This is a genomic window from Streptomyces sp. NPDC107454, assembly GCF_055582885.1.
In genome coordinates, this window is the sequence record NZ_JBVJPA010000020.1 from 13,120 (window position 1) to 31,448 (window position 18,329).

General features: G+C 71.4%; 14 protein-coding genes and 1 riboswitch. Of the genes, 7 read left to right on the forward strand and 7 right to left on the reverse strand.

The genetic code is table 11. The features are described 5' to 3' along the window. Positions 1-32 precede the first annotated feature (32 nt). On the reverse strand, positions 33-1,319 hold the full coding sequence (aceA, locus tag ACZ69M_RS40405) for an isocitrate lyase (RefSeq protein WP_470057959.1): 1,287 nt from the start codon (positions 1,317-1,319) through the stop codon (positions 33-35). A 386-nt stretch (positions 1,320-1,705) separates the two neighbouring features. Here aceA and ACZ69M_RS40410 point away from each other — a divergent pair, with 386 nt between their 5' ends. Beyond that, positions 1,706-3,103 (forward strand): short-chain fatty acyl-CoA regulator family protein, encoded by a 1,398-nt coding sequence (locus tag ACZ69M_RS40410; RefSeq protein WP_470057961.1) that lies wholly within the window; start codon positions 1,706-1,708, stop codon positions 3,101-3,103. A gap of 14 nt (positions 3,104-3,117) precedes the next feature. Beyond that, positions 3,118-3,294, forward strand: a riboswitch (cobalamin riboswitch). A 122-nt stretch (positions 3,295-3,416) separates the two neighbouring features. Further along, positions 3,417-3,809: a (2Fe-2S) ferredoxin domain-containing protein gene (locus tag ACZ69M_RS40415; protein ID WP_470057963.1), complete on the forward strand. Its 393-nt coding sequence runs from the start codon at positions 3,417-3,419 to the stop codon at positions 3,807-3,809. Between the two features lie 425 nt (positions 3,810-4,234). Here ACZ69M_RS40415 and ACZ69M_RS40420 read toward each other — a convergent pair whose 3' ends face one another. Further along, the gene (locus ACZ69M_RS40420) at positions 4,235-5,395 is read right to left on the reverse strand and encodes a magnesium and cobalt transport protein CorA (RefSeq protein WP_470057965.1); all 1,161 of its coding nucleotides are present in this window, start codon (positions 5,393-5,395) and stop codon (positions 4,235-4,237) included. Between the two features lie 167 nt (positions 5,396-5,562). Here ACZ69M_RS40420 and ACZ69M_RS40425 point away from each other — a divergent pair, with 167 nt between their 5' ends. Then, entirely contained in the window at positions 5,563-6,780 is a 1,218-nt protein-coding gene (locus tag ACZ69M_RS40425) for a winged helix DNA-binding domain-containing protein (protein WP_470057967.1), read from the forward strand. A 33-nt stretch (positions 6,781-6,813) separates the two neighbouring features. On the opposite strand, the gene ACZ69M_RS40430 is transcribed toward ACZ69M_RS40425, so the two are convergent. After that, on the reverse strand, positions 6,814-7,461 hold the full coding sequence (locus ACZ69M_RS40430) for a LysE family translocator (RefSeq protein WP_470057969.1): 648 nt from the start codon (positions 7,459-7,461) through the stop codon (positions 6,814-6,816). Between the two features lie 52 nt (positions 7,462-7,513). Between ACZ69M_RS40430 and ACZ69M_RS40435 the strand changes: the two genes are divergently transcribed. Together ACZ69M_RS40435 and dmpI are read left to right on the forward strand one after the other, a co-directional pair. After that, entirely contained in the window at positions 7,514-8,380 is an 867-nt protein-coding gene (locus tag ACZ69M_RS40435) for a LysR family transcriptional regulator (protein WP_470057970.1), read from the forward strand. 104 nt (positions 8,381-8,484) lie between these two features. Next, the gene (gene dmpI / locus ACZ69M_RS40440) at positions 8,485-8,667 is read left to right on the forward strand and encodes a 4-oxalocrotonate tautomerase DmpI (RefSeq protein WP_054237041.1); all 183 of its coding nucleotides are present in this window, start codon (positions 8,485-8,487) and stop codon (positions 8,665-8,667) included. Positions 8,668-8,826: 159 nt separating this feature from the next. On the opposite strand, the gene ACZ69M_RS40445 is transcribed toward dmpI, so the two are convergent. The 3 genes from ACZ69M_RS40445 to ACZ69M_RS40455 form a co-directional block, all read right to left on the reverse strand. After that, positions 8,827-9,618, reverse strand: a complete 792-nt coding sequence (locus ACZ69M_RS40445) for a S1 family peptidase (RefSeq protein ID WP_470057973.1) — start codon at positions 9,616-9,618, stop codon at positions 8,827-8,829. A 237-nt stretch (positions 9,619-9,855) separates the two neighbouring features. Continuing rightward, positions 9,856-12,678 carry an AAA family ATPase gene (locus ACZ69M_RS40450; protein WP_470057975.1) on the reverse strand — a complete coding sequence of 941 codons (2,823 nt, stop codon included), beginning with the start codon at positions 12,676-12,678 and terminating at the stop codon, positions 9,856-9,858. A gap of 264 nt (positions 12,679-12,942) precedes the next feature. Next, on the reverse strand, positions 12,943-13,782 hold the full coding sequence (locus ACZ69M_RS40455) for a helix-turn-helix transcriptional regulator (protein ID WP_470057977.1): 840 nt from the start codon (positions 13,780-13,782) through the stop codon (positions 12,943-12,945). Positions 13,783-13,898: 116 nt separating this feature from the next. Here ACZ69M_RS40455 and ACZ69M_RS40460 point away from each other — a divergent pair, with 116 nt between their 5' ends. Next, positions 13,899-15,578 carry an AMP-binding protein gene (locus ACZ69M_RS40460; RefSeq protein ID WP_470057979.1) on the forward strand — a complete coding sequence of 560 codons (1,680 nt, stop codon included), beginning with the start codon at positions 13,899-13,901 and terminating at the stop codon, positions 15,576-15,578. Continuing rightward, complete coding sequence (locus ACZ69M_RS40465) at positions 15,575-17,182, forward strand: AMP-binding protein (protein WP_470057981.1); 1,608 nt, start codon at positions 15,575-15,577, stop codon at positions 17,180-17,182. Before ACZ69M_RS40460 ends, ACZ69M_RS40465 begins: the two co-directional genes overlap by 4 nt. A 21-nt stretch (positions 17,183-17,203) precedes the next feature. On the opposite strand, the gene ACZ69M_RS40470 is transcribed toward ACZ69M_RS40465, so the two are convergent. Beyond that, positions 17,204-18,091 carry a hypothetical protein gene (locus ACZ69M_RS40470; protein WP_470058207.1) on the reverse strand — a complete coding sequence of 296 codons (888 nt, stop codon included), beginning with the start codon at positions 18,089-18,091 and terminating at the stop codon, positions 17,204-17,206. Between the last annotated feature and the right edge of the window lie 238 nt (positions 18,092-18,329).

Consider the following 18,329-nt stretch of genomic DNA (forward strand, 5'->3'; position numbering starts at 1 on the left):
GCCACTGCGCACCCGCAGACGACGAACCGGACTTAGTGGAACTGCGCTTCCTCGGTCGACCCGGCCAACGCGGTCGTGGAGGAGGCGGGGTTGACGGCCGTGGACACCAGGTCGAAGTAACCCGTGCCGACCTCGCGCTGGTGCTTGACCGCGGTGAAGCCCTGCGCCTGGGCGGCGAACTCCCGCTCCTGGAGGTCGACATAGGCGGTCATGCCGTGCTCGGCGTAGCCACGGGCCAGGTCGAACATGCCGTGGTTGAGGGAGTGGAACCCGGCCAGGGTGATGAACTGGAAGCGGTAGCCCATCGCGCCCAGCTCCCGCTGGAACTTGGCGATCTGGTCGTCGTCCAGTGCGGCCTTCCAGTTGAAGGACGGCGAGCAGTTGTACGCCAGCATCTGGTCCGGGTACCGGGCGTGGATGGCCTCGGCGAACTCGCGGGCCTGCGCCAGGTCCGGGGTGCCGGTCTCGACCCAGATCAGGTCGGCGTACGGGGCGTACGCGAGCCCGCGGGCGATGACCGGGGCCATGCCGTTGCGGACCCGGTAGAAGCCCTCCGCCGTGCGCTCGCCGGTCACGAACTCGGCGTCGCGCTCGTCGACGTCGCTGGTGATCAGGTTGGCGGCCAGGGCATCCGTACGGGCGATGATGACGGTCGGGACATCGGCGATGTCGGCGGCGAGCCGGGCCGCGTTGAGGGTGCGGATGTGCTGTGAGGTCGGCACCAGGACCTTGCCGCCGAGGTGGCCGCACTTCTTCTCGGAAGCGAGCTGGTCCTCGTAGTGGATGCCGGCCGCGCCCGCCGCGATCATCGCCTTGGTCAGCTCGAAGGCGTTGAGCGGGCCGCCGAAGCCGGCCTCCGCGTCGGCGACGATCGGCGCCAGCCAGTCCGTCGTGTCCCCGGCGTCCTCGGCGGTGGCGATCTGGTCGGCGCGCAGCAGCGCGTTGTTGATGCGGCGGACCACCTGTGGGACGGAGTTGGCCGGGTAGAGGCTCTGGTCCGGGTAGGTGTGCCCGGCCTGGTTGGCGTCGGCGGCGACCTGCCACCCGGACAGGTAGATGGCCTGCAGACCGGCCTTGACCTGCTGCACCGCCTGGCCGCCGGTCAGGGCACCGAGCGCGTGGATGTAGTCCTGCTCGTGCAGCTGGCGCCACAGCCGGTCGGCGCCGCGCCGGGCCAGGGTCGCCTCCTCGCGGACACTTCCGGAGAGCCGTACGACGTCCTCGGCGCCGTAGGTGCGCTCGATGCCCTGCCAGCGCGGGTCGGTGGCCCAGCGCCGGGCGAGTTCCTCGGCCGCCTGGGTCCTCGCTTCTGCTGCCATGACTGTCACCGTCTCCTCGGTCTGTTGCGTCTGCCAAGCACCCTGTCCCGGAGAGCAGGGGTGGCACTGTGTGTCGTATAGCCGGAGTGAAGCTGGAGTGCGGCCCGCCACCCGGTGCTGTGCGGAGGTGAGCAACGCTGCCGCGAAGGACCGCTGTCCTCGCCGGGATCGCCGACGTCAGGACATGAATTGCGCCCCGGCTCCGAGCGGTGATCGCCGGGGTCCGGCGGGCCGCACTGAAACTCTGACATTGGCACTGAGTGCCATCAAGCGTGGATGCATGCCAACTTCTGCGAATCTTCAACCGCTCTTTTGCCAAGTTTGCGAAGGGTCGCAGGATCGGTCGATCACGTACGCTGACCGCATCACGGACTGGGAGGATCGCGGTGAGCAAGACATACGCGGGCGCCCGGCTGCGCCGTCTGCGCGAGGAACGCGGGATGAGCCAGGCCGAGCTCGCCCGGGTCCTCGCGATCTCGCCGAGCTATCTCAATCAGATGGAGCACGACTCCCGCCCGCTGACCGTGCCCGTCCTGCTGCGCCTGACCGAAGCGTTCGGCGTCGACCCCGGCTTCTTCTCCGCACGCGACACCACCCGGCTGGTGGCGGACCTCCGTGAGGCACTGGCCGGGGAACTCGCCGAGGCCCGCGTCTCCGCCGCCGACCTCGCCGACCTCGCGGCCCGGCTGCCCGGCGTCGCCCAGGTCCTGGTCGACCTCGGCCGCCGCAACCAGCGCCTCGCCGAACACCTTGCCGACAGCCGGGGCACGGACCCGGACCAGCCGCGCTCGCCGCACGAGGAGATCCGCGACTTCTTCTACCGCCGCCAGAACTACCTCCACGACACCGACCTCGCCGCGGAGGACCTCGCCCGCGACATCGGTATCCGCCCCGGCGATGTCCTCCGCGTCCTGGCCACCCGCCTCACCGACCGCCATGGCGTCCGGCTGACCGCCGAACCCGGCGAACGCCTTCACCACTTCGACGAGCCGACCCGCACCCTCCACCTGTCCACCCGGCTCCGCCCCGGCCAGCGCGCCTTCCGCATGGCCACCCAGCTCGCCCTGCTCGAATACGGCGACGAACTCGACCGCCAGGCCGCCGAGGACTTCGAACCCGGCACCCCCACCCACGCCCTGGCCCGCATCGGCATCGCCAACTACTTCGCCGCCGCGATGATCCTCCCGTACACCGCCTTCCACACGGCGGCCGAAGAGGCGCGCTACGACATCGAACGCCTCACCGACCATTACGGCCTCGGCTACGAGACCGTCTGCCACCGCCTGAGCACCCTCCAACGCCCGCGGCTGCGCGGAGTTCCCTTCTCCTTCGTCCGGGTCGACCGCGCTGGCAACATGTCCAAGCGGCAGTCCGCGACCGGCTTCCACTTCTCCCGGGCGGGCGGCACCTGCCCGCTCTGGAACGTCTACGAGGCGTTCGCCGCCCCCGGCCGCATCCACGTCCAGATCGCCGAAATGCCCGACGGGCAGCGGTACTTGTGGACGGCCCGCGCGATCACCCGGCACCGCGGCGGCTGGGGCGAACCCGGCAAGACCTTCGCCATCGGCCTCGGCTGCGAGATCCGCCACGCCCACCGCCTGGTCTACGCCGACGGCCTCGACCTCACCAGCGCCTCAGCCGCCACCCCCATCGGCATGGGCTGCCGCGTCTGCGAACGCCTCGACTGCCCCCAGCGGGGCGCGCCGCCGCTCGGCCGGCCCCTGCGGATCGACCAGAACAGCAGCACGTTCGTGCCGTACCCGGTGACCGATCGCACGGTCTGACCGTACGACGGACTTGATAGCCTCATCAGGCCAGTCGAGCCACACCCGAGGCCAGGGAATCCGGTGCGAATCCGGAACTGACGCGCAGCGGTGAGGGGGACGGGCGGGGCACGCGAGCCACTGGGAGACCGGGAAGGCGCCCCGGCCGGACGAACCCGAGTCCGAAAACCTGCTGGCACCTTCGCGCTCCGGCGCGGAGGGACGTCCGTAGGCCAGGCTCCGCGTACGAGCCCCGACCCCCGAGGCATGCCCGTGCACCTCCGCGCCCCCGCGATCCGCTACGTGTCTCCCTCTGAGAGGAGGGTGACGATCAATGCCTCGACGGCGATCTGAAGAAGACGGACGTGCCCCGCACCCTCCCGCAGCCCCGGCGCCGTGCCGGGTCGTGGTCTGCCGGGACTGCTGCTGCGGGACCCCGAAAGTCACCGGCGTGGACCACGACCGGCAGGTGGCACGCCTGGCCGAGGAGGTTCCCGTGCGTGTCTCGGACTGTCTCGACGTGTGCGAACACGCCAACGTGATCGTCGTCCAGCCCTCGGCCGCCGCCCGTGCCGCAGGCGCCCGCCCGGTCTGGCTCGGCCTCGTCAACGACCCCGACGCCACCGAGGACGTCGCCGCCTGGGTACAGGCCGGCGGCCCCGGTATCGCTCCCTGCCCCGACATCCTCGATCTCTACGCCTTCACCCCGCCGCGCAGGGCGCGATGAGCGCGCATCCAGACCGATTGACGTTTCTACGGAGCTCTCTCGGATACCGATCGTCACTCGACGTCGACTCCGTGGGCGTGGGCAAGGTGAACGTGGTCCGCCTCATGATGTGGGCGGCGAGACAGCACATTGTCGTCACTGTCTGTGATGTGTCGTAGGGGTAGTCAGTTCGGCAGAAATCGGCGAGTAGGGGAGCCCGCCAGGGTATTGCGTCGGGGTGGAAGGGGAGAGTGTCATTCAATTCTCCCCAGATTCTCCCCAGCGTTGAAGAGTGCTCGAAAGACCAGGTCAGAGGCTCAGATGAGGCTGGATGAGGAGATCACCCGCATCACCTCTCCCCAGGGACTCCCCACGGCCGATCCTCGCTCGATCCGCAGTAGATGCGTGAGCAAAGTGTGAACAGGAACTGAGCGTAGTGCGAGGGGCTAGAGCCAGTCCCGCCGCTTGAAAATCACGTACAAACTCGCGCAAACCACCCCCATCAGGCCGATCGCAAAGGGGTATCCGAAGTGCCATCCCAGCTCCGGCATGTTCTCAAAGTTCATGCCGTAAATAGTTCCAACCAGTGTGGGAGCAAACAGAATCGCCGCCCACGAAGAGATCTTCTTGATCTCCTCGTTCTGCTCGAAGCCCGCCTCCGCCAGTGCGCGCATCTCGGCGTTCTGCTGCTGGGTGACGAGGGTGGCGTTGACGGTGAGGATGTCGGTGAGGGCCTGGCGGAAGCCGTCGACGCGTTCGCTGGTGTGGGTGACGTGGTCGGCGACGTCGCGGAGGTAGCGCTGGAGTTCCTCTTCGGTGCCGTACTTGGCGAAACCCGCCATCAGGCCGTGCAGCATGCCGACCAGCGGGCGGGTGGCGCGCTGGAACTCGACCATTTCGCGGGAGAGTTCGTAGATGCGGCGGGACACCTCGGGGTCGCCGCGGAAGACCTCGGTCTCGATCTCGTCGATGTCGTTCTGGACGCCGGTGACGACGGGGACGTAGCCGTCGACCACGGAGTCGAGGATCGCGTAGAGGACGGCCTCGGGGCCGAGTTTCAGCAGCTCCGGGGTGTCCTCCATGCGGCGGCGCACCGCCGACAGGTCCGGTGCCGCGCCGTGCCGGACGGTGATCACGAAGTCTGGGCCCACGAAGACGTGCAGTTCGCCGAAGTAGACCTCCTCGGCCGCGTCCAGATAGCGGGCCGCGCTCAGGACGACGAAGAGCGTGTCGCCGTAGCGCTCCAGCTTCGGACGCTGGTGTGCCTCCATCGCGTCCTCGACGGCGAGTGGATGCAGGTCGAACTCGGCCGCCAGGGAGAGGAGTTCGGCCTCCGTGGGGCGGGCCAGGCCGATCCATGCCATGCCGGACGGCTGGTCGCGCAGCTCTCGGAAGGTGTCGGCCAGGGAGGTGGGGGTCGAGACCCGTACGCCGTCGCGGTACAGGGCCGCCTGTACGACGCTGTCGGCGACGGCGGGTTCCGGCTCCGGCGGGTCGGCGCGCGGCGCCGGCGGTGTCACGCCGGTCGCGGCCGGCGGGTTCAGGGCGCGTCGCCAGACGGGCTTTCTGCCGTTCTTGGCGGTCGGACGGGGGCGTCGCTCGGACATTGCGGCTGCCTCCCAAGTCGCAGGTACGTCGCTGTGATCACGGAGAAGGATATACGGGTCAAATGTCGCGGGCGGGCAGTGGGCGTACCGTCCGGGCGGGCGTGCCCGTGGAGGGCCCCACGGCTTGCGGACAGAAGGTGTCCGCAAGCCCCGTTAGCGTGCACGGCATGACGACGAGGGCGACGGCGAAGACGAAGACGAGCGGCGTGGACGGCAGCGCCAGCGGGAGCGGGAGCGGGAGCGGGAAGGTGGGCGGTGGGGGTGGGGCCAGGAGGCGCGGTATCGGCGCCCACCCCGCACCCGTACTCGACCCCCGCGCCCTCAACCGTGCGACCCTCGCCCGCCAGCTCCTCCTGCACCGCTCCGCCGGGCATGGCGTCACGGACGCCGTCCGGCACCTCGTGGGTCTTCAGGCGCAGAACGTGAAGCCGCCGTACCACGCCCTCGCCGCCCGACTGGAAGGGTTCCGGCCCGAGGAGCTGTCGACGGCCATGGAGGACCGTGCCGTCGTCCGCATCGTGACCCTGCGCTCCACCATCCACACCCACACCGCCGACGACGCCCTCACCCTGCGACCGCTCGTGCAGGGGGCCCGCGACCGGGAGCTGAACACCTTCCGCAAGGGGCTCGCGGGTGTCGACCTGGACCGGCTCGCCGTGATCGCCCGGGAACTGGTGGAGGCCGAGCCGCGCACGATGAAACAGCTGCGTGAGGAACTGCTCGTGCACTGGCCGGACGCCGACCCCTTCGCGCTCTCGGTCGCCGCCCGCTGCCGGCTGCCGCTCGTCCAGGTCACCCCGCGCGGACTGTGGGGCCGCAGCGGCCAGGTCGCGCTGACCACCGCCGAACACTGGCTGGGCCGTCCCACCGAGCCGTCCCCGGGCCCCGACGCGGCCGTCCTGCGCTACCTCGCCGCGTTCGGCCCCGCCTCCGTGAAGGACATGCAGACCTGGGCGGGGCTGACCCGGCTGCGCGAGGCCTTCGAACGACTCCGCCCGCGACTGCTCACCTTCCGCGACGAGAACGGCGTCGAACTCTTCGACCTCCCCGACGCGCCCCGCCCCGACGCCGACACCCCGGCCCCGCCTCGTTTCCTGCCCGAGTTCGACAACCTGCTCCTCTCGCACGCCGACCGCTCCCGGGTGGTGCCCGCCGGTTTCAAAGGGCGCAACTGGGCGGGCAACCAGGCGTACTGCACGCTGCTCGTCGACGGCTTCCTGGGCGGCCTGTGGCGACAGGAGGGGGACGTGCTCACCATCGAACCCTTCGGCCGGCTCACGAAGGTCCAGCGGGAGGAGGTGGTGGCGGAGGCGGAGGGGTTGCTCCGGACGCTGTCCGGCGCGTCGGCGTCGTACGACATCCGCTTCGGGACCGTGGCCGCGTAACCCACGTAGCCGCGTAACACGTAACCGGAGGACTCAGTCCGCGCGACCCGTCAACGCCACCGTCACCCCGAGCCCGATCAGGGTGCAGCCGCCCGCGCCCCCGATCAGCGACAGCCGACGGTCCGAACCGGCGAGCCAGGATCGGGCCACCGACGCCGTCAGCCCCCACAGGGTGTCGGTGACCAGCCCGATGGAGATCGGGATCAGACCGAGCACCAGCATCTGCATGGGCACCCGGCCCGCCGAGTGGTCCACGAACTGCGGCAGCACCGCCGCGAAGAAGACCAGCCCCTTGGGGTTGGTGAGGCCGACGAGAGCGCCGTCCAGGACGGTCCGCAGATCGCCGCGCGCCGCTGCCGCGGACTCCTGCCGCAACGCCGAGGCCTTCATCTCCTTGCGGTGCCTGAACGCCCGCACCCCCAGCAGGACCAGATACGCGGCGCCCGCCAGCTTCACCACCAGGAAGACGGTCAGCGAGCGCTCCACCAGCGAGCCGATCCCGAAGGCGACCGCGGCCACCAGCAGATACGAGCCGGCGACATTGCCCAGCGCGGTCATCACCGCCGTGCGCCGGCCGTGCGCGAGCGCCCGCCCGATCACGAACAGCACACTCGGCCCGGGAATCACGATCACCAGCAGCGACATCGCCGCGAACGCCAGGAACCGGTCCGTGGACACCATGTCCATCACCCCCAACGGCCGCCATTCAAACAGGAGCCCTACAGTCCCGGACATGGAACTGCGGCAACTCGTCTACTTCGTCACGGTCGCCGAGGAACTGCACTTCGGGCGGGCGGCGGAGCGTCTGCTCATCGTGCAGTCGGCCGTCAGCCAGCAGATACAGCGGCTGGAGCGGGAGCTGGGCGCCGAGCTGTTCGACCGTTCACCGCGGCACGTACGGCTGACGGGGGCAGGGGAGCGGCTGCTGCCCGAGGCGCGGGCGGTGCTCGCCGCCGTGGACCGGGCCCGCGCGGCGGTCGCCCCGGCCGAGGTGCTGCGGCTGGGCACCAGTACCGGCCTCGGCGCTCATCTGGACCGGGTGCTCGCGGGCTTCGCCGGGCGGAAGCCCGCGGTCCAGGTCGAGCTGGTCTCGCTTCCCGCGCAGGAGCGGCTCGCGCGGGTCGTGGACGGTCGCCTCGACGCCGCGTTCGTACGGGGCGCCGAGCCCCTGCCGGGCGTACGCGTGCTGCCGCTGTGGCCCGATCCGCTGGTGGCCGTGCTGCCCGGCGGGCACCCCTTGGCCGCCCGCGACGGGATCGACCTCGCCGAACTGGCCCCACTCCCGCTGAGCCTCACCGCGCGCCGGACCAACCCCGCCCTGGTCGACCTGGTCGTCGGGGCCTGTCACGACGCCGGCTTCGAACCTCTGCCCGGACCGGTGAGCGGCTCCTTGCAGGACACCCTCGCCAGCATCGGGACCCGGCCGCTGTGGACGGTCGTCTACGCCTCGCACGCCCGCGTCCTGCACAGCCCCCGGGTCGCCTTCGTCCCCTTCCGGGCACCGGGACTGGCGCTCACCACGGGGCTCGCCGTGCACGGCGCGACGCCGACGGCGCACCTGGACGCCCTGCTCGCGGCCTGCGGCGATCACGAGAACTGATCGCTGCGCTCGCGGTCCGCTTCTTGGCCGACGAGTCCCCGCGCGATGAACTGAACCCATAGCCGGAAAGCGGCCCACGCCGCCCCAGGAGAGGGAGTTCAGCCATGCCCATCGTCACCATCCAGCAGGGTCCGCGCGACGTCGAGCTCAAGCGGGACCTCGTCAAACGCGTCACCGACGCCTTCGTCGACGCGTACAGGATCCCCGCCGAGAGCGTGCACGTCTGGATCCACGAGGTGCCGGCGGACAGTTGGGGCAGTGCGGGGAAGCTGACCGCCGACAAGTAGAGGGGGAACGGGGGAAGGAACGGGGGAAGTGGATAGGGGGCGTTGCGGGCCGCTCGTGGAGGCTCGCAACGCCCCCTGGCTTTCACCTGAGGGGTGCTCAGGAGTCTGGGGCGCCGGTCGGCCGCCGGTGACTGACGAACAGTCACCGGCGACTGTCGACTATGAGTTGATCTGCGTCTTCACCAGGTTCGAGAAGGTCGTCAGGCGGGTGTAGACGCCCGGGTAGCCGGCCTCGGCGCAGCCGTTGCCCCAGGAGGTGATGCCCGCGAGGACGCCGCCGATGAGCAGCGGGCCGCCGCTGTCGCCCTGGCAGGTGTCGGTACCGCCGTTGGTGTAGCCGGCGCAGACCATGTCGCTGGCCACGAAGTCGGTGCCGTAGGAGCCGGCGCAGCTGGAGTTGGACACGATCGGGACGGTGGCGGTGCGCAGCTGGTTGGAGGAGTTGCCGCTCTCCGAGGTGGTGCCCCAGCCGATGATGCGAGCGGTGGCGCCGGTGGCGTACACGCCGGTGTCCGTGGCGGCGACGTACGACGCCGGGGTGTACGACATCGACGTCGACAGGGTCAGTACGGCCACGTCGTCGCCGTTGGTGGCGTCGGTGTAGCCAGGGTTGATCCAGATCTTGCTGACCTTGCTGACGGTGCCGTTCGTGCCGTTGAGGTACGTTCTGCCGCCGACGACGCGGACGCTGCTCGTGGTCTCGCCGACCATGCAGTGGGCGGCGGTGACCACCTTGTTGGCCGCGACCAGGGTGCCACCGCAGAACTGGTTCTGCGAGGCGTCCGTGATCTGCATCATGAACGGGTACGCGGTGGTGGTCGTCGTCGTGCCGCCGACGATCGGCTGGGGGGCGGCGACGGCGCCGGGTGCGCCGAGGAGAGCGGTCGCGGCGGCGGCAGCGGTGGCCACACAGAGAGCGGCGGTCTTCTTGGCACGGTTGAGCCCGAACATGGATCTCCTCAGAAGTTGCCGGTGGGGGGACGCGCGGGTGTGGGGGGTGAGGCACGGCGTCTGTGGGCTGACGCCGTGTGCCCGAGCGAGCGGCACGACGCTCACGCTAGAAGGCGGAACGTTCCGCATCCAAGAGGGGAACCCCCTAGGCGAGTTGCGGGAGGGAAAACCCTTGCTTGAGAGACACGGGGTTTAGCCACCGATCCTTCGACTGCGGGCCGGTGGGGGCGGGAAAATTCACCCGCTCCGGCGCCCCGCAGCCAGCCGAACGATGTCCACCCGCGACCGAATCCCCAGCTTCCGGTACACCCGCGTCAGCGTCGCCTCGACGGTCTTCACGCTGATGAACAGCCGCGCGGCTATCTCCCGGTTGGTCGCGCCCTCCATGACCAGCGCCGCGACCTGACGCTCCGTCGCGGCGAGGCCCTCCAGCGCGGCGGGGGCGAGCGGCGTCGTGGCCGGGACCACCGCAGGACCGGCCGCACTCGCGGACTCCACCTGCCGCAGCCACGGCAGTGCCCGGCAGCGGCGCAGCAGCCGCGTCGCCTCGTCGTAGGAGGTCGGCCCCGGCCGGTGGGTGCGCAGCCCGGCGAGGGCGTACGCCGCCCGGGCCTCCTCCAGGCCGTAGCCCAGCTTGCCCAACCGGTCCTGAGCGGCCGTCAGCTGACGTACCGCGGGCCCCTGTTCACCGCGCGCGGCCCGCACCAGCGCCTCCGCCCGGTCGAGCACGGCGAGCACGCTCTCCCGCCCGAGCCGCAGCGCCTGCGCCCGCGTGGCGTCGATGACGTCCTGCGCCTCGACCGGCTCACCGATCCGCACCAGCGCCTCGGCGAGGTCGCCGTGCCAGCGCCCCCGGGCCGGGTCCGTGACCCCGAGCCGTTCCTCCAGCTCCCGTACCCGCCGCAGGGACTGCACGACCGCGAGCGAGTCCCCGGCCACCAGCTGGGCGTGCCCGAGGGCGCCCAGGGCTCGGGAGAGGTAGACCAGGTCACCGTCCTCCTCGGCGCGGTCCACGGCCTCCCGGGCCAGCTCCAGCGCCCGGTCCACGTCACCGCCCGCGGCCTCGGCGAGCGAGGTGAACATGGCGGTGGCCGCCTCGCCGATTCCCGTGTCGCGGGCCAGCCGCAGGCTCTCCCGGGCCAGGTCGAGCGCCCGCCCGCAGTGCCCGGAGCGCAGCTCGGTCTCGGCGAGCCCGCGCAGGAAGTGCACCTCGCTCTCGACCATCCCGCGCCGCCGCACCTCGCGCAGCAGGGCGGTGATCGTGGTGCGGGCCTCGGCGAGCTGGTCGCCCATGATCAGCCAGCGGAAGCGGGCGGCGCCGGCGCCGTTGTGGTCGCACGCCACCCGGGGGTCCTGCGGCTCGCGCATCGCCCGCTGGATGGTGGCGGGTGCGTCCGGATGGCCCATCAGGGTCTCCATCTGGGCCTGGAAGCCGAGCGCGAGGAGTTCGGTGGGCCGGTCCCCGGCGCGGGCGGCGAGCTGGGCGGCGATCGCGGCCTCCTCGCGGCCCTTGGCCATCTCACCCTCCACCAGCAGGGCCCGCCAGGCGAGTTGGTAGCGCACGAGCGCGAGCAGCCGGGGATCCTCGCCCGCGTCGGCGAGGGCCTGCGGGAAGACCGCGTCGACCTCGGCCATGGCCTGCCCCGCCGCGTCGATGACGACCATCCAGGCGCGGACGCGCTCGGCAGGCGCGGTGACCCGGCGGAGCGCGTCGCGGGCGATGTCCCGCGCGAGGTCCGACTCCCCGGCGGTCAGCGCGTCCTCGGCGGCCTGCAACCGCCGCTCGTCCGGGCCGGGAACGGTCTCCGGGGGAGTGTGCCGGGCCGCGAGCAGCCCGAGCCCGGCCGCGACCGAGGGCGCGCCCCGGTCCCTGGCCGCGGCCGCCGCCTCCCCGAGCCGGGCGGCGACCTGGGGATCGGTACCGGTGGTGGCCAGGGCGAGATGCCGGGCCCGTTCGATGGGGTCGGAGGCGGCCGTGGAGAGCGCGGCATGGGCGGCGCGGCGTTCCTGGGCGCTCGCCTCCGCGTACAGGGCGGCCGAGATCATCGGATGCGCGAACCGGATGCCCGGTGTCTCGCGCTCGGTCGCCAGCAGTCCGAGCGAGGCGGCGTGCGCGGTCTCGGCCTCGGCGTTCTCGCGCCCGGCCGCGTGCAGCAGTGCCAGCGTGGGGCGGGCGCCCGCGCTCGCGACGAGCAGAGTGCGGCGGGCCTCGGCCGAGAGCATCTCCAGACGGCTGAGGACGAGCGCGCGCAACGAGGTCGGCACGGGCAGCGGTTCGCCGGGGTTCGGCCGGGCGGGATTCTCGGCGAGCGCGCGGCCGAGCTCCAGCGCGAAGAGCGGGTTGCCGCCGCTGGTGCGATGGATGTCGCGGACGGTCGTGCGGGGCAGCCCGGTGTAGCCGCGCCGGCCGAGGAGTTCGGCGACCTGCGCGCGGGAGAGCGGGTTGAGCCGGACGGCCAGGGTGTCCGGCGGGGACGCGCGTAGATGGCGGTCGTGCTGTTGGTCCCGTGGCTCGGTGTCGGTGCGCACCGCGGACAGCATCCGTACGGGCATCTCGCCGAGCCTGCGGGCGGCGAAGCCGAGCAGTTCGGCGCTGGCCGGATCCAGCCACTGGAGGTCGTCGGCGACGATCAGGACCGGGCCCTGGGCTGCCAGCGCGCGCAGCACGGAGAGGACGGCGAGGCGCAGGGCCAGGCCGTCGCGTTGCAGGGTCGATTCCCCGCGGCCGGTGAGGGCCGATTCGAGGGCGGTGCGCTGCGGGGCGGGCAGCCGGTCGGAGACCTGGTCCACCACCAGGCCGAGGAGGTCGGCCAGGGCGAGGAAGGGCAGATGCGATTCGGACTCGGTCGCCGAGCAGCGCAAGACGGTGTGTGCCGATTCGGCGCATTCCGCGGCCAGCGCACGCAGAACGGTGGACTTTCCTATTCCCGCGGGGCCGTGCACCAGCACGCTGCCTCCATCGGAGAGCTGCTCGCGGGCGGCCGCGAAGAGCTCCTCCCGGCCGATGACCAGGTCGGGGCGGGGTCTCGCAGGCTCCTTGAAGTCCCCTCGCACGGTCACCGCTCCCCTCGCATGTCGTGTCCGAGCCAATATTAGGCAACGACTCTTTGAATTTCGGAGTCTCGCGGTGGTGAGGGAAATAACAAGAGTGTTGGCATAACGTATTTCAGGACGTCGCCGCCTGAATGAAGAACGCCAGGTGGGGGTCGCGGAGCGGCCGGAACGGGGGGCTGCGAAGCGGCCATAAGGGGCGGTTCGGTGGGAAATCGTCGCGGAGCGACGGAGAAGAGGCCGCGAGGCGGCCGAAGCCGGGGCGGCCGGAAGCTACGGCAACAGCCCGACCCGCCGCGCGGCGACCACCGCCTCCCACCGCGTGTGCGCACCGAGCTTCCGCATGGCCGAGCGCAGATACCCCTTGACCGTCTCCGGCCGCAGCCCCAACCGCTCGGCGGCAACCCCGTTGGTGGCTCCCGCCGCGACGCAGGCGAGAACGTCCACCTCGCGCGGGGCGAGGTCGACGCGAGGCGGCCGGGCGTCGGACGCCGCCGCACCCGCCAGCCGCCCGCACACGTCGAGCAGTTCGGCCCGCAGCGCCGGGTCGAGAATGCGCGGCGCCAGTGCCCGCAGCGCCCCGTGCGCCTCACGGACCTCTTCCCACGCGGGGCTCCCGACCGCCGGTTCGGGCTCCCGGGCGACGGCCAGCAACCCCTGCGCCTCGTCCCGTACGACCAGCGCCTGCTCCACGTCCCGGGCCGCCGCCACCGCCGCGCCGAGCGTGCGGTCACCCAGGGGCTGGGCCGTGCGCAGGGCGCCGTACAGCACCCCGCGCACCCGGCGGCGTACGACGACGGGTACGGCGATCACGGAGCACAGGCCCTCGGTGGCGACCGCCACGTCGTACTCGTGGCTGATCTGCCGGGAGGCGGAGTAGTCCGTCACCGCGCAGGGCCGGGCCAGCGCGACGGCCTTGCCGCCCAGGCCGTTGCCCGAGGACACGGCGAGGGCGCTGAGCGCGGGCGTCGCCGTACCACTGAGTTCGCTGATACGTACGTGGCCGCGACCGGGTTCGACGAGGCCGCCGAAGGCGACCGGCAGCCCCGTCGCGCGCCGCAGTCGTACCAGCGCACCACGCATCTCCACCGCCTCGGCCGTGTCTGCTGCCACGTGTTCGCCCCTTCGTCGCGGCGTACCCCCGTTCGGGGGTGGTGAGACCTCCATCACGGAATACACGATGCCAGGGGCCTTTGTCGAAGGCGGCTGTGCGGCAACGAGGAGGACACATGACGGTGACGAAGGGTGCGACGGACGAGTTCCGCGCCGCGCGGGACTTCCTGCTGGAGCACCGTGCGGACTACGCCACGGCGTACGAGGGCTTCGACTGGCCCCGCCCGGAGTCCTTCAACTGGGCGCTGGACTGGTTCGACGTCATCGCACGGGGCAACGACCGCACCGCCCTGCACATCGTCGAGGAGGACGGCGAGCGCGCCGAGTTCTCCTTCGCCGCCCTCTCCGAGCGTTCGAACCGGGTGGCCAACTGGCTGCGCGCGCGGGGCGTACGCGCCGAGGACCGCGTGCTGGTCATGCTCGGCAACCAGGTCGAGCTGTGGGAGACGGCCCTCGCCGCGATGAAGCTGCGCGCCGTCGTCATCCCCGCGACCACCCTGCTGGGCCCCGCCGACCTGCGCGACCGGGTCGAGCGCGGCCGCATCCGGCATGTGATCGCGCGCGCCGAGGACGCCGAGAAGTTCGACGAGGTGCCCGGTCGCTACACCCGGATCACGGTGGGGGGAGCCCGGCCCGGCTGGCAGTCGTACGAGGAGGCGTACGCCGCCGACGCGCGCTTCGAGCCCGAGGGTGTCACCCACTCCGACGACCCCCTGATGCTCTACTTCACCTCCGGCACCACCGCCCGCCCCAAGCTCGTCGAACACACCCACGCCTCCTACCCGATCGGTCATCTGTCGACGATGTACTGGATCGGGCTCAAGCCCGGCGACGTGCACCTCAACATCTCCTCGCCCGGCTGGGCCAAGCACGCCTGGTCCAACCTCTTCGCGCCCTGGAACGCGGAGGCGACCGTCTTCATCCACAACTACACGCGCTTCGACCCGGCCCGGCTGATGGCGGAGATGGACCGGGCGGGCGTCACCACCTTCTGCGCGCCGCCCACGGTCTGGCGGATGCTCATCCAGGCCGACCTGACGCAGCTGAGCACCCCGCCACGCGAGGCCGTCGCCGCCGGTGAGCCGCTGAACCCGGAGGTCATCGAGCAGGTGCGGCGCGCCTGGGGCGTCACCATCCGGGACGGCTTCGGGCAGACCGAGACGGCCGTCCAGGTCTCCAACAGCCCCGGGCAGCAGCTCAAGACGGGCTCCATGGGACGGCCCAGTCCCGGCTTCCGCGTGGAACTCCTCGACGCGGTCACGGGTGCGCCCGGGGCGGTGGAGGGGGAGATCGCGCTCGATCTGTCGGTGCGACCGGTGGGCGTGATGACCGGCTACCACGGCGACGCCGACCGTACGGCGGAGGCGATGGCGGGCGGCTACTACCGCACCGGTGACATCGGCGCCCGGGACGAGGACGGGTACATCACCTACGTCGGCCGCGCCGACGACGTGTTCAAGGCCTCCGACTACAAGATCTCGCCCTTCGAGCTGGAGAGCGCCCTGCTGGAGCACGAGGCGGTGGCGGAGGCGGCCGTCGTCCCGGCCCCCGACGCACTGCGGCTCGCCGTCCCGAAGGCGTACATCGTCCTCGCCGCGGGCCACGAACCGGGCCCCGACGTGGCGAAGGTGCTCTTCGAACACTCACGGACGGTCCTCGCGCCGTACAAGCGCATCCGCCGTCTGGAGTTCGGCACGCTCCCCAAGACCATCTCCGGCAAGATCCGCCGGATCGAGCTGCGCGAGGCCACGGCCGCCGGCTCGGACGCCGAGTACCGCGAGGAGGACTTCCGGTGAGCGAACTCTCCTACGCGCACGGGACCAGTGCGACGACCCTGCTCGGCGACACCATCGGGGCCAACCTGGACCGGGCGGTCGCGGCCTGGCCGGAGCGGGAGGCGCTCGTCGACGTGCCGTCCGGGCGGCGCTGGACGTACGCCCAGTTCTCCGCGGACGTCGACGAGTTGGCGTACGCGCTGCTGGCCACCGGCATCGCCAAGGGCGACCGGGTGGGCATCTGGGCGGTCAACTGCCCGGAGTGGGTGCTCGTCCAGTACGCCACCGCCCGCGTCGGCGCGGTCATGGTGAACATCAACCCGGCCTACCGCACCCACGAGGTCGAGTACGTCCTCCAGCAGGCCGGCGTCTCGCTGCTCTTCGCCTCCCTCAGCCACAAGACCAGCGACTACCGGGCGATGGTCGAGCAAGTGCGCGGCAGATGCCCGCAGTTGCGGGAGACCGTCTACATCGGCGACCCGAGCTGGGACGCCCTGATCGGGCGCGGGAGCCCGGATCTCCACGAGGAATTCCGGGCCCGTGAGAGCGAGTTGTCCTGCGACGACCCCATCAACATCCAGTACACCTCGGGCACCACGGGCTTCCCCAAGGGGGCGACCCTCTCCCACCACAACATCCTCAACAACGGCTATTTCGTGGGCGAGTCGATCGCCTACAGCGAGCAGGACCGGATCTGCATCCCCGTGCCCTTCTACCACTGCTTCGGCATGGTGATGGGCAACCTCGCCGCGACCTCGCACGGCGCCTGCATGGTCATCCCCGCGCCCTCCTTCGATCCGGCGGCGACACTCCGAGCGGTCCAGGACGAGCGCTGCACCTCGCTGTACGGCGTACCGACCATGTTCATCGCGGAGTTGAACCTCCCCGGCTTCGCGTCGTACGACCTGTCCTCGCTGCGCACCGGCATCATGGCGGGCTCGCCGTGCCCGGTCGAGGTGATGAAGCGGGTGGTCGCCGAGATGCACATGGCGGAGGTCTCCATCTGCTACGGCATGACCGAGACCTCGCCCGTGTCCCTGCAGACCCGCAGGGACGACGACCTGGAGCACCGCACCGGCACCGTCGGCCGGGTGCTCCCGCACCTGGAGGTGAAGGTCGTCGACCCGGTGGACGGGGTGACACAGCCCCGCGGCACCGCCGGAGAGCTGTGCACCCGCGGCTACAGCGTGATGCTCGGATACTGGAACGAGCCCGAGAAGACCGCCGAGGCCGTCGACGCGGGGCGCTGGATGCACACGGGCGACCTCGCCGTGATGCGTGAGGACGGGTACGTCGAGATCGTCGGCCGCATCAAGGACATGATCATCCGCGGCGGCGAGAACATCTACCCGCGCGAGATCGAGGAGTTCCTCTACGCCCATCCGAAGATCGCCGACGTCCAGGTGGTCGGGGTGCCCCACGAGCGCTACGGCGAGGAGGTGCTCGCCTGCGTCATCCCGCTGGACCCGGCCGACCCTCTGACGCTGGAGGAACTGCGCGCCTTCTGCGAGGACCGGCTGGCCCACTACAAGATCCCCAGCCGCCTGCAGGTCCTGGAGTCCTTCCCGATGACGGTGTCGGGGAAGGTCCGCAAGATCGAACTGCGGCAGAGGTACGCCGAATAGAGCGCTCCCCGCCGCCGGGGTTCAGGCCCCGGTGGCGAGGAGTTCGTCGGCGTGGGTGTTCACCGGCTGGGGGGTGCCCGTGAGGTCGAGCACGAAGAGGGGGATCCCGAGGGCGTCGGCGCGGCGGCGGGCGTCGTCCGCGTACCCGGCCAGGGAGAAGTAGACGCATCCCGTGGACTCCGACATGGCCGTCAGCCACAGGCACTCCACGTCGCGCAGTGTGGCCGGGCGGACGGTGGGGTCCACCTGCGCCAGCATGCCGCGGGCGGCGAGTCCGATGCCCGAGGGCGGGCGCTGGTCCGCCCTGCGGATGTCGCGGTAGCCGAGCCACCGCAGATACAGCGCGGCCGCCGTGACGGCGTCACGGGCGGTGCGGATGGTCACCGGCTGGAACACCGGGCGCGGTGTCGGGGTGGTGCGGGGCAGTGGGACGTGGTCGGGGATGAGAGGGCTGCCCGGTGTGGCGGGGGCGGGTGACGACCCTGCGGTACCGAGGGGCGGCGACTCCGCGGTACCGAGGGGCGGCGACTCCCCCGTACCGGGGGGCGGTGGCTCGGGGGTGTGGGGTGCCGCCTTGGGTTCCGGTTCCGTCTCCAGGTCCGCGGGGGCGCCGGTGCCCGGCATGACCTCCGCGCGCAGAGGGCGCCGTACCCCTCGTACCGGAATCCGCAGCATGGCTCCGCAGGGGCAGCCCAGTTCCGGATGGGGCCACTGGTCCGCGCGCCCGCAGGTGTCGCAGGGGACCGTGACCCAGTCCTCGTCCCAGGTGCGGTGGGTGACCGGCGCGGGATCGGCCAGGCGGTCGAGCGGAGGCGTGACGGGGGCGCCGCACACGCACGGGTACGACGGCGCGGCAAAGAGATGCTCGCGACGGCAGGCCGGACACCGCACCGGCACGCTCTCGGCCATGGCCCACTCCAGGACGTCACGTCGGGACAGCGTGTCCATCGTCCTCCAGGTGGGGGGCCCGCGGGAGCGAAACGCTCCGAGCGCCCCCGCCCTTCCCTCCCGCGGATCCAGCCGGGTGCGCACCCTTGACGCTCTCCGGCACGCCACCTACATTAATTCCAGATAGTAGAAGTTAATTTCCGTAATGTGGAATTTCCGCACTGCGGAATCACCAGGAATCACCAGCTCTCCGAGGGGC

Excerpts from the sequence above, each read along its gene's own strand:
- aceA (WP_470057959.1), bottom strand. The coding sequence starts at position 1,319 with ATGGCAGCAGAAGCGAGGACCCAGGCGGCCGAGGAACTCGCCCGGCGC.
- ACZ69M_RS40430 (WP_470057969.1), bottom strand. The coding sequence starts at position 7,461 with ATGGTGTCCACGGACCGGTTCCTGGCGTTCGCGGCGATGTCGCTGCTG.
- ACZ69M_RS40415 (WP_470057963.1), top strand. The coding sequence starts at position 3,417 with ATGCCTCGACGGCGATCTGAAGAAGACGGACGTGCCCCGCACCCTCCC.
- dmpI (WP_054237041.1), top strand. The coding sequence starts at position 8,485 with ATGCCCATCGTCACCATCCAGCAGGGTCCGCGCGACGTCGAGCTCAAG.
- ACZ69M_RS40445 (WP_470057973.1), bottom strand. The coding sequence starts at position 9,618 with ATGTTCGGGCTCAACCGTGCCAAGAAGACCGCCGCTCTCTGTGTGGCC.
- ACZ69M_RS40425 (WP_470057967.1), top strand. The coding sequence starts at position 5,563 with ATGACGACGAGGGCGACGGCGAAGACGAAGACGAGCGGCGTGGACGGC.
- ACZ69M_RS40470 (WP_470058207.1), bottom strand. The coding sequence starts at position 18,091 with ATGGCCGAGAGCGTGCCGGTGCGGTGTCCGGCCTGCCGTCGCGAGCAT.
- ACZ69M_RS40435 (WP_470057970.1), top strand. The coding sequence starts at position 7,514 with ATGGAACTGCGGCAACTCGTCTACTTCGTCACGGTCGCCGAGGAACTG.
- ACZ69M_RS40420 (WP_470057965.1), bottom strand. The coding sequence starts at position 5,395 with ATGTCCGAGCGACGCCCCCGTCCGACCGCCAAGAACGGCAGAAAGCCC.
- ACZ69M_RS40460 (WP_470057979.1), top strand. The coding sequence starts at position 13,899 with ATGACGGTGACGAAGGGTGCGACGGACGAGTTCCGCGCCGCGCGGGAC.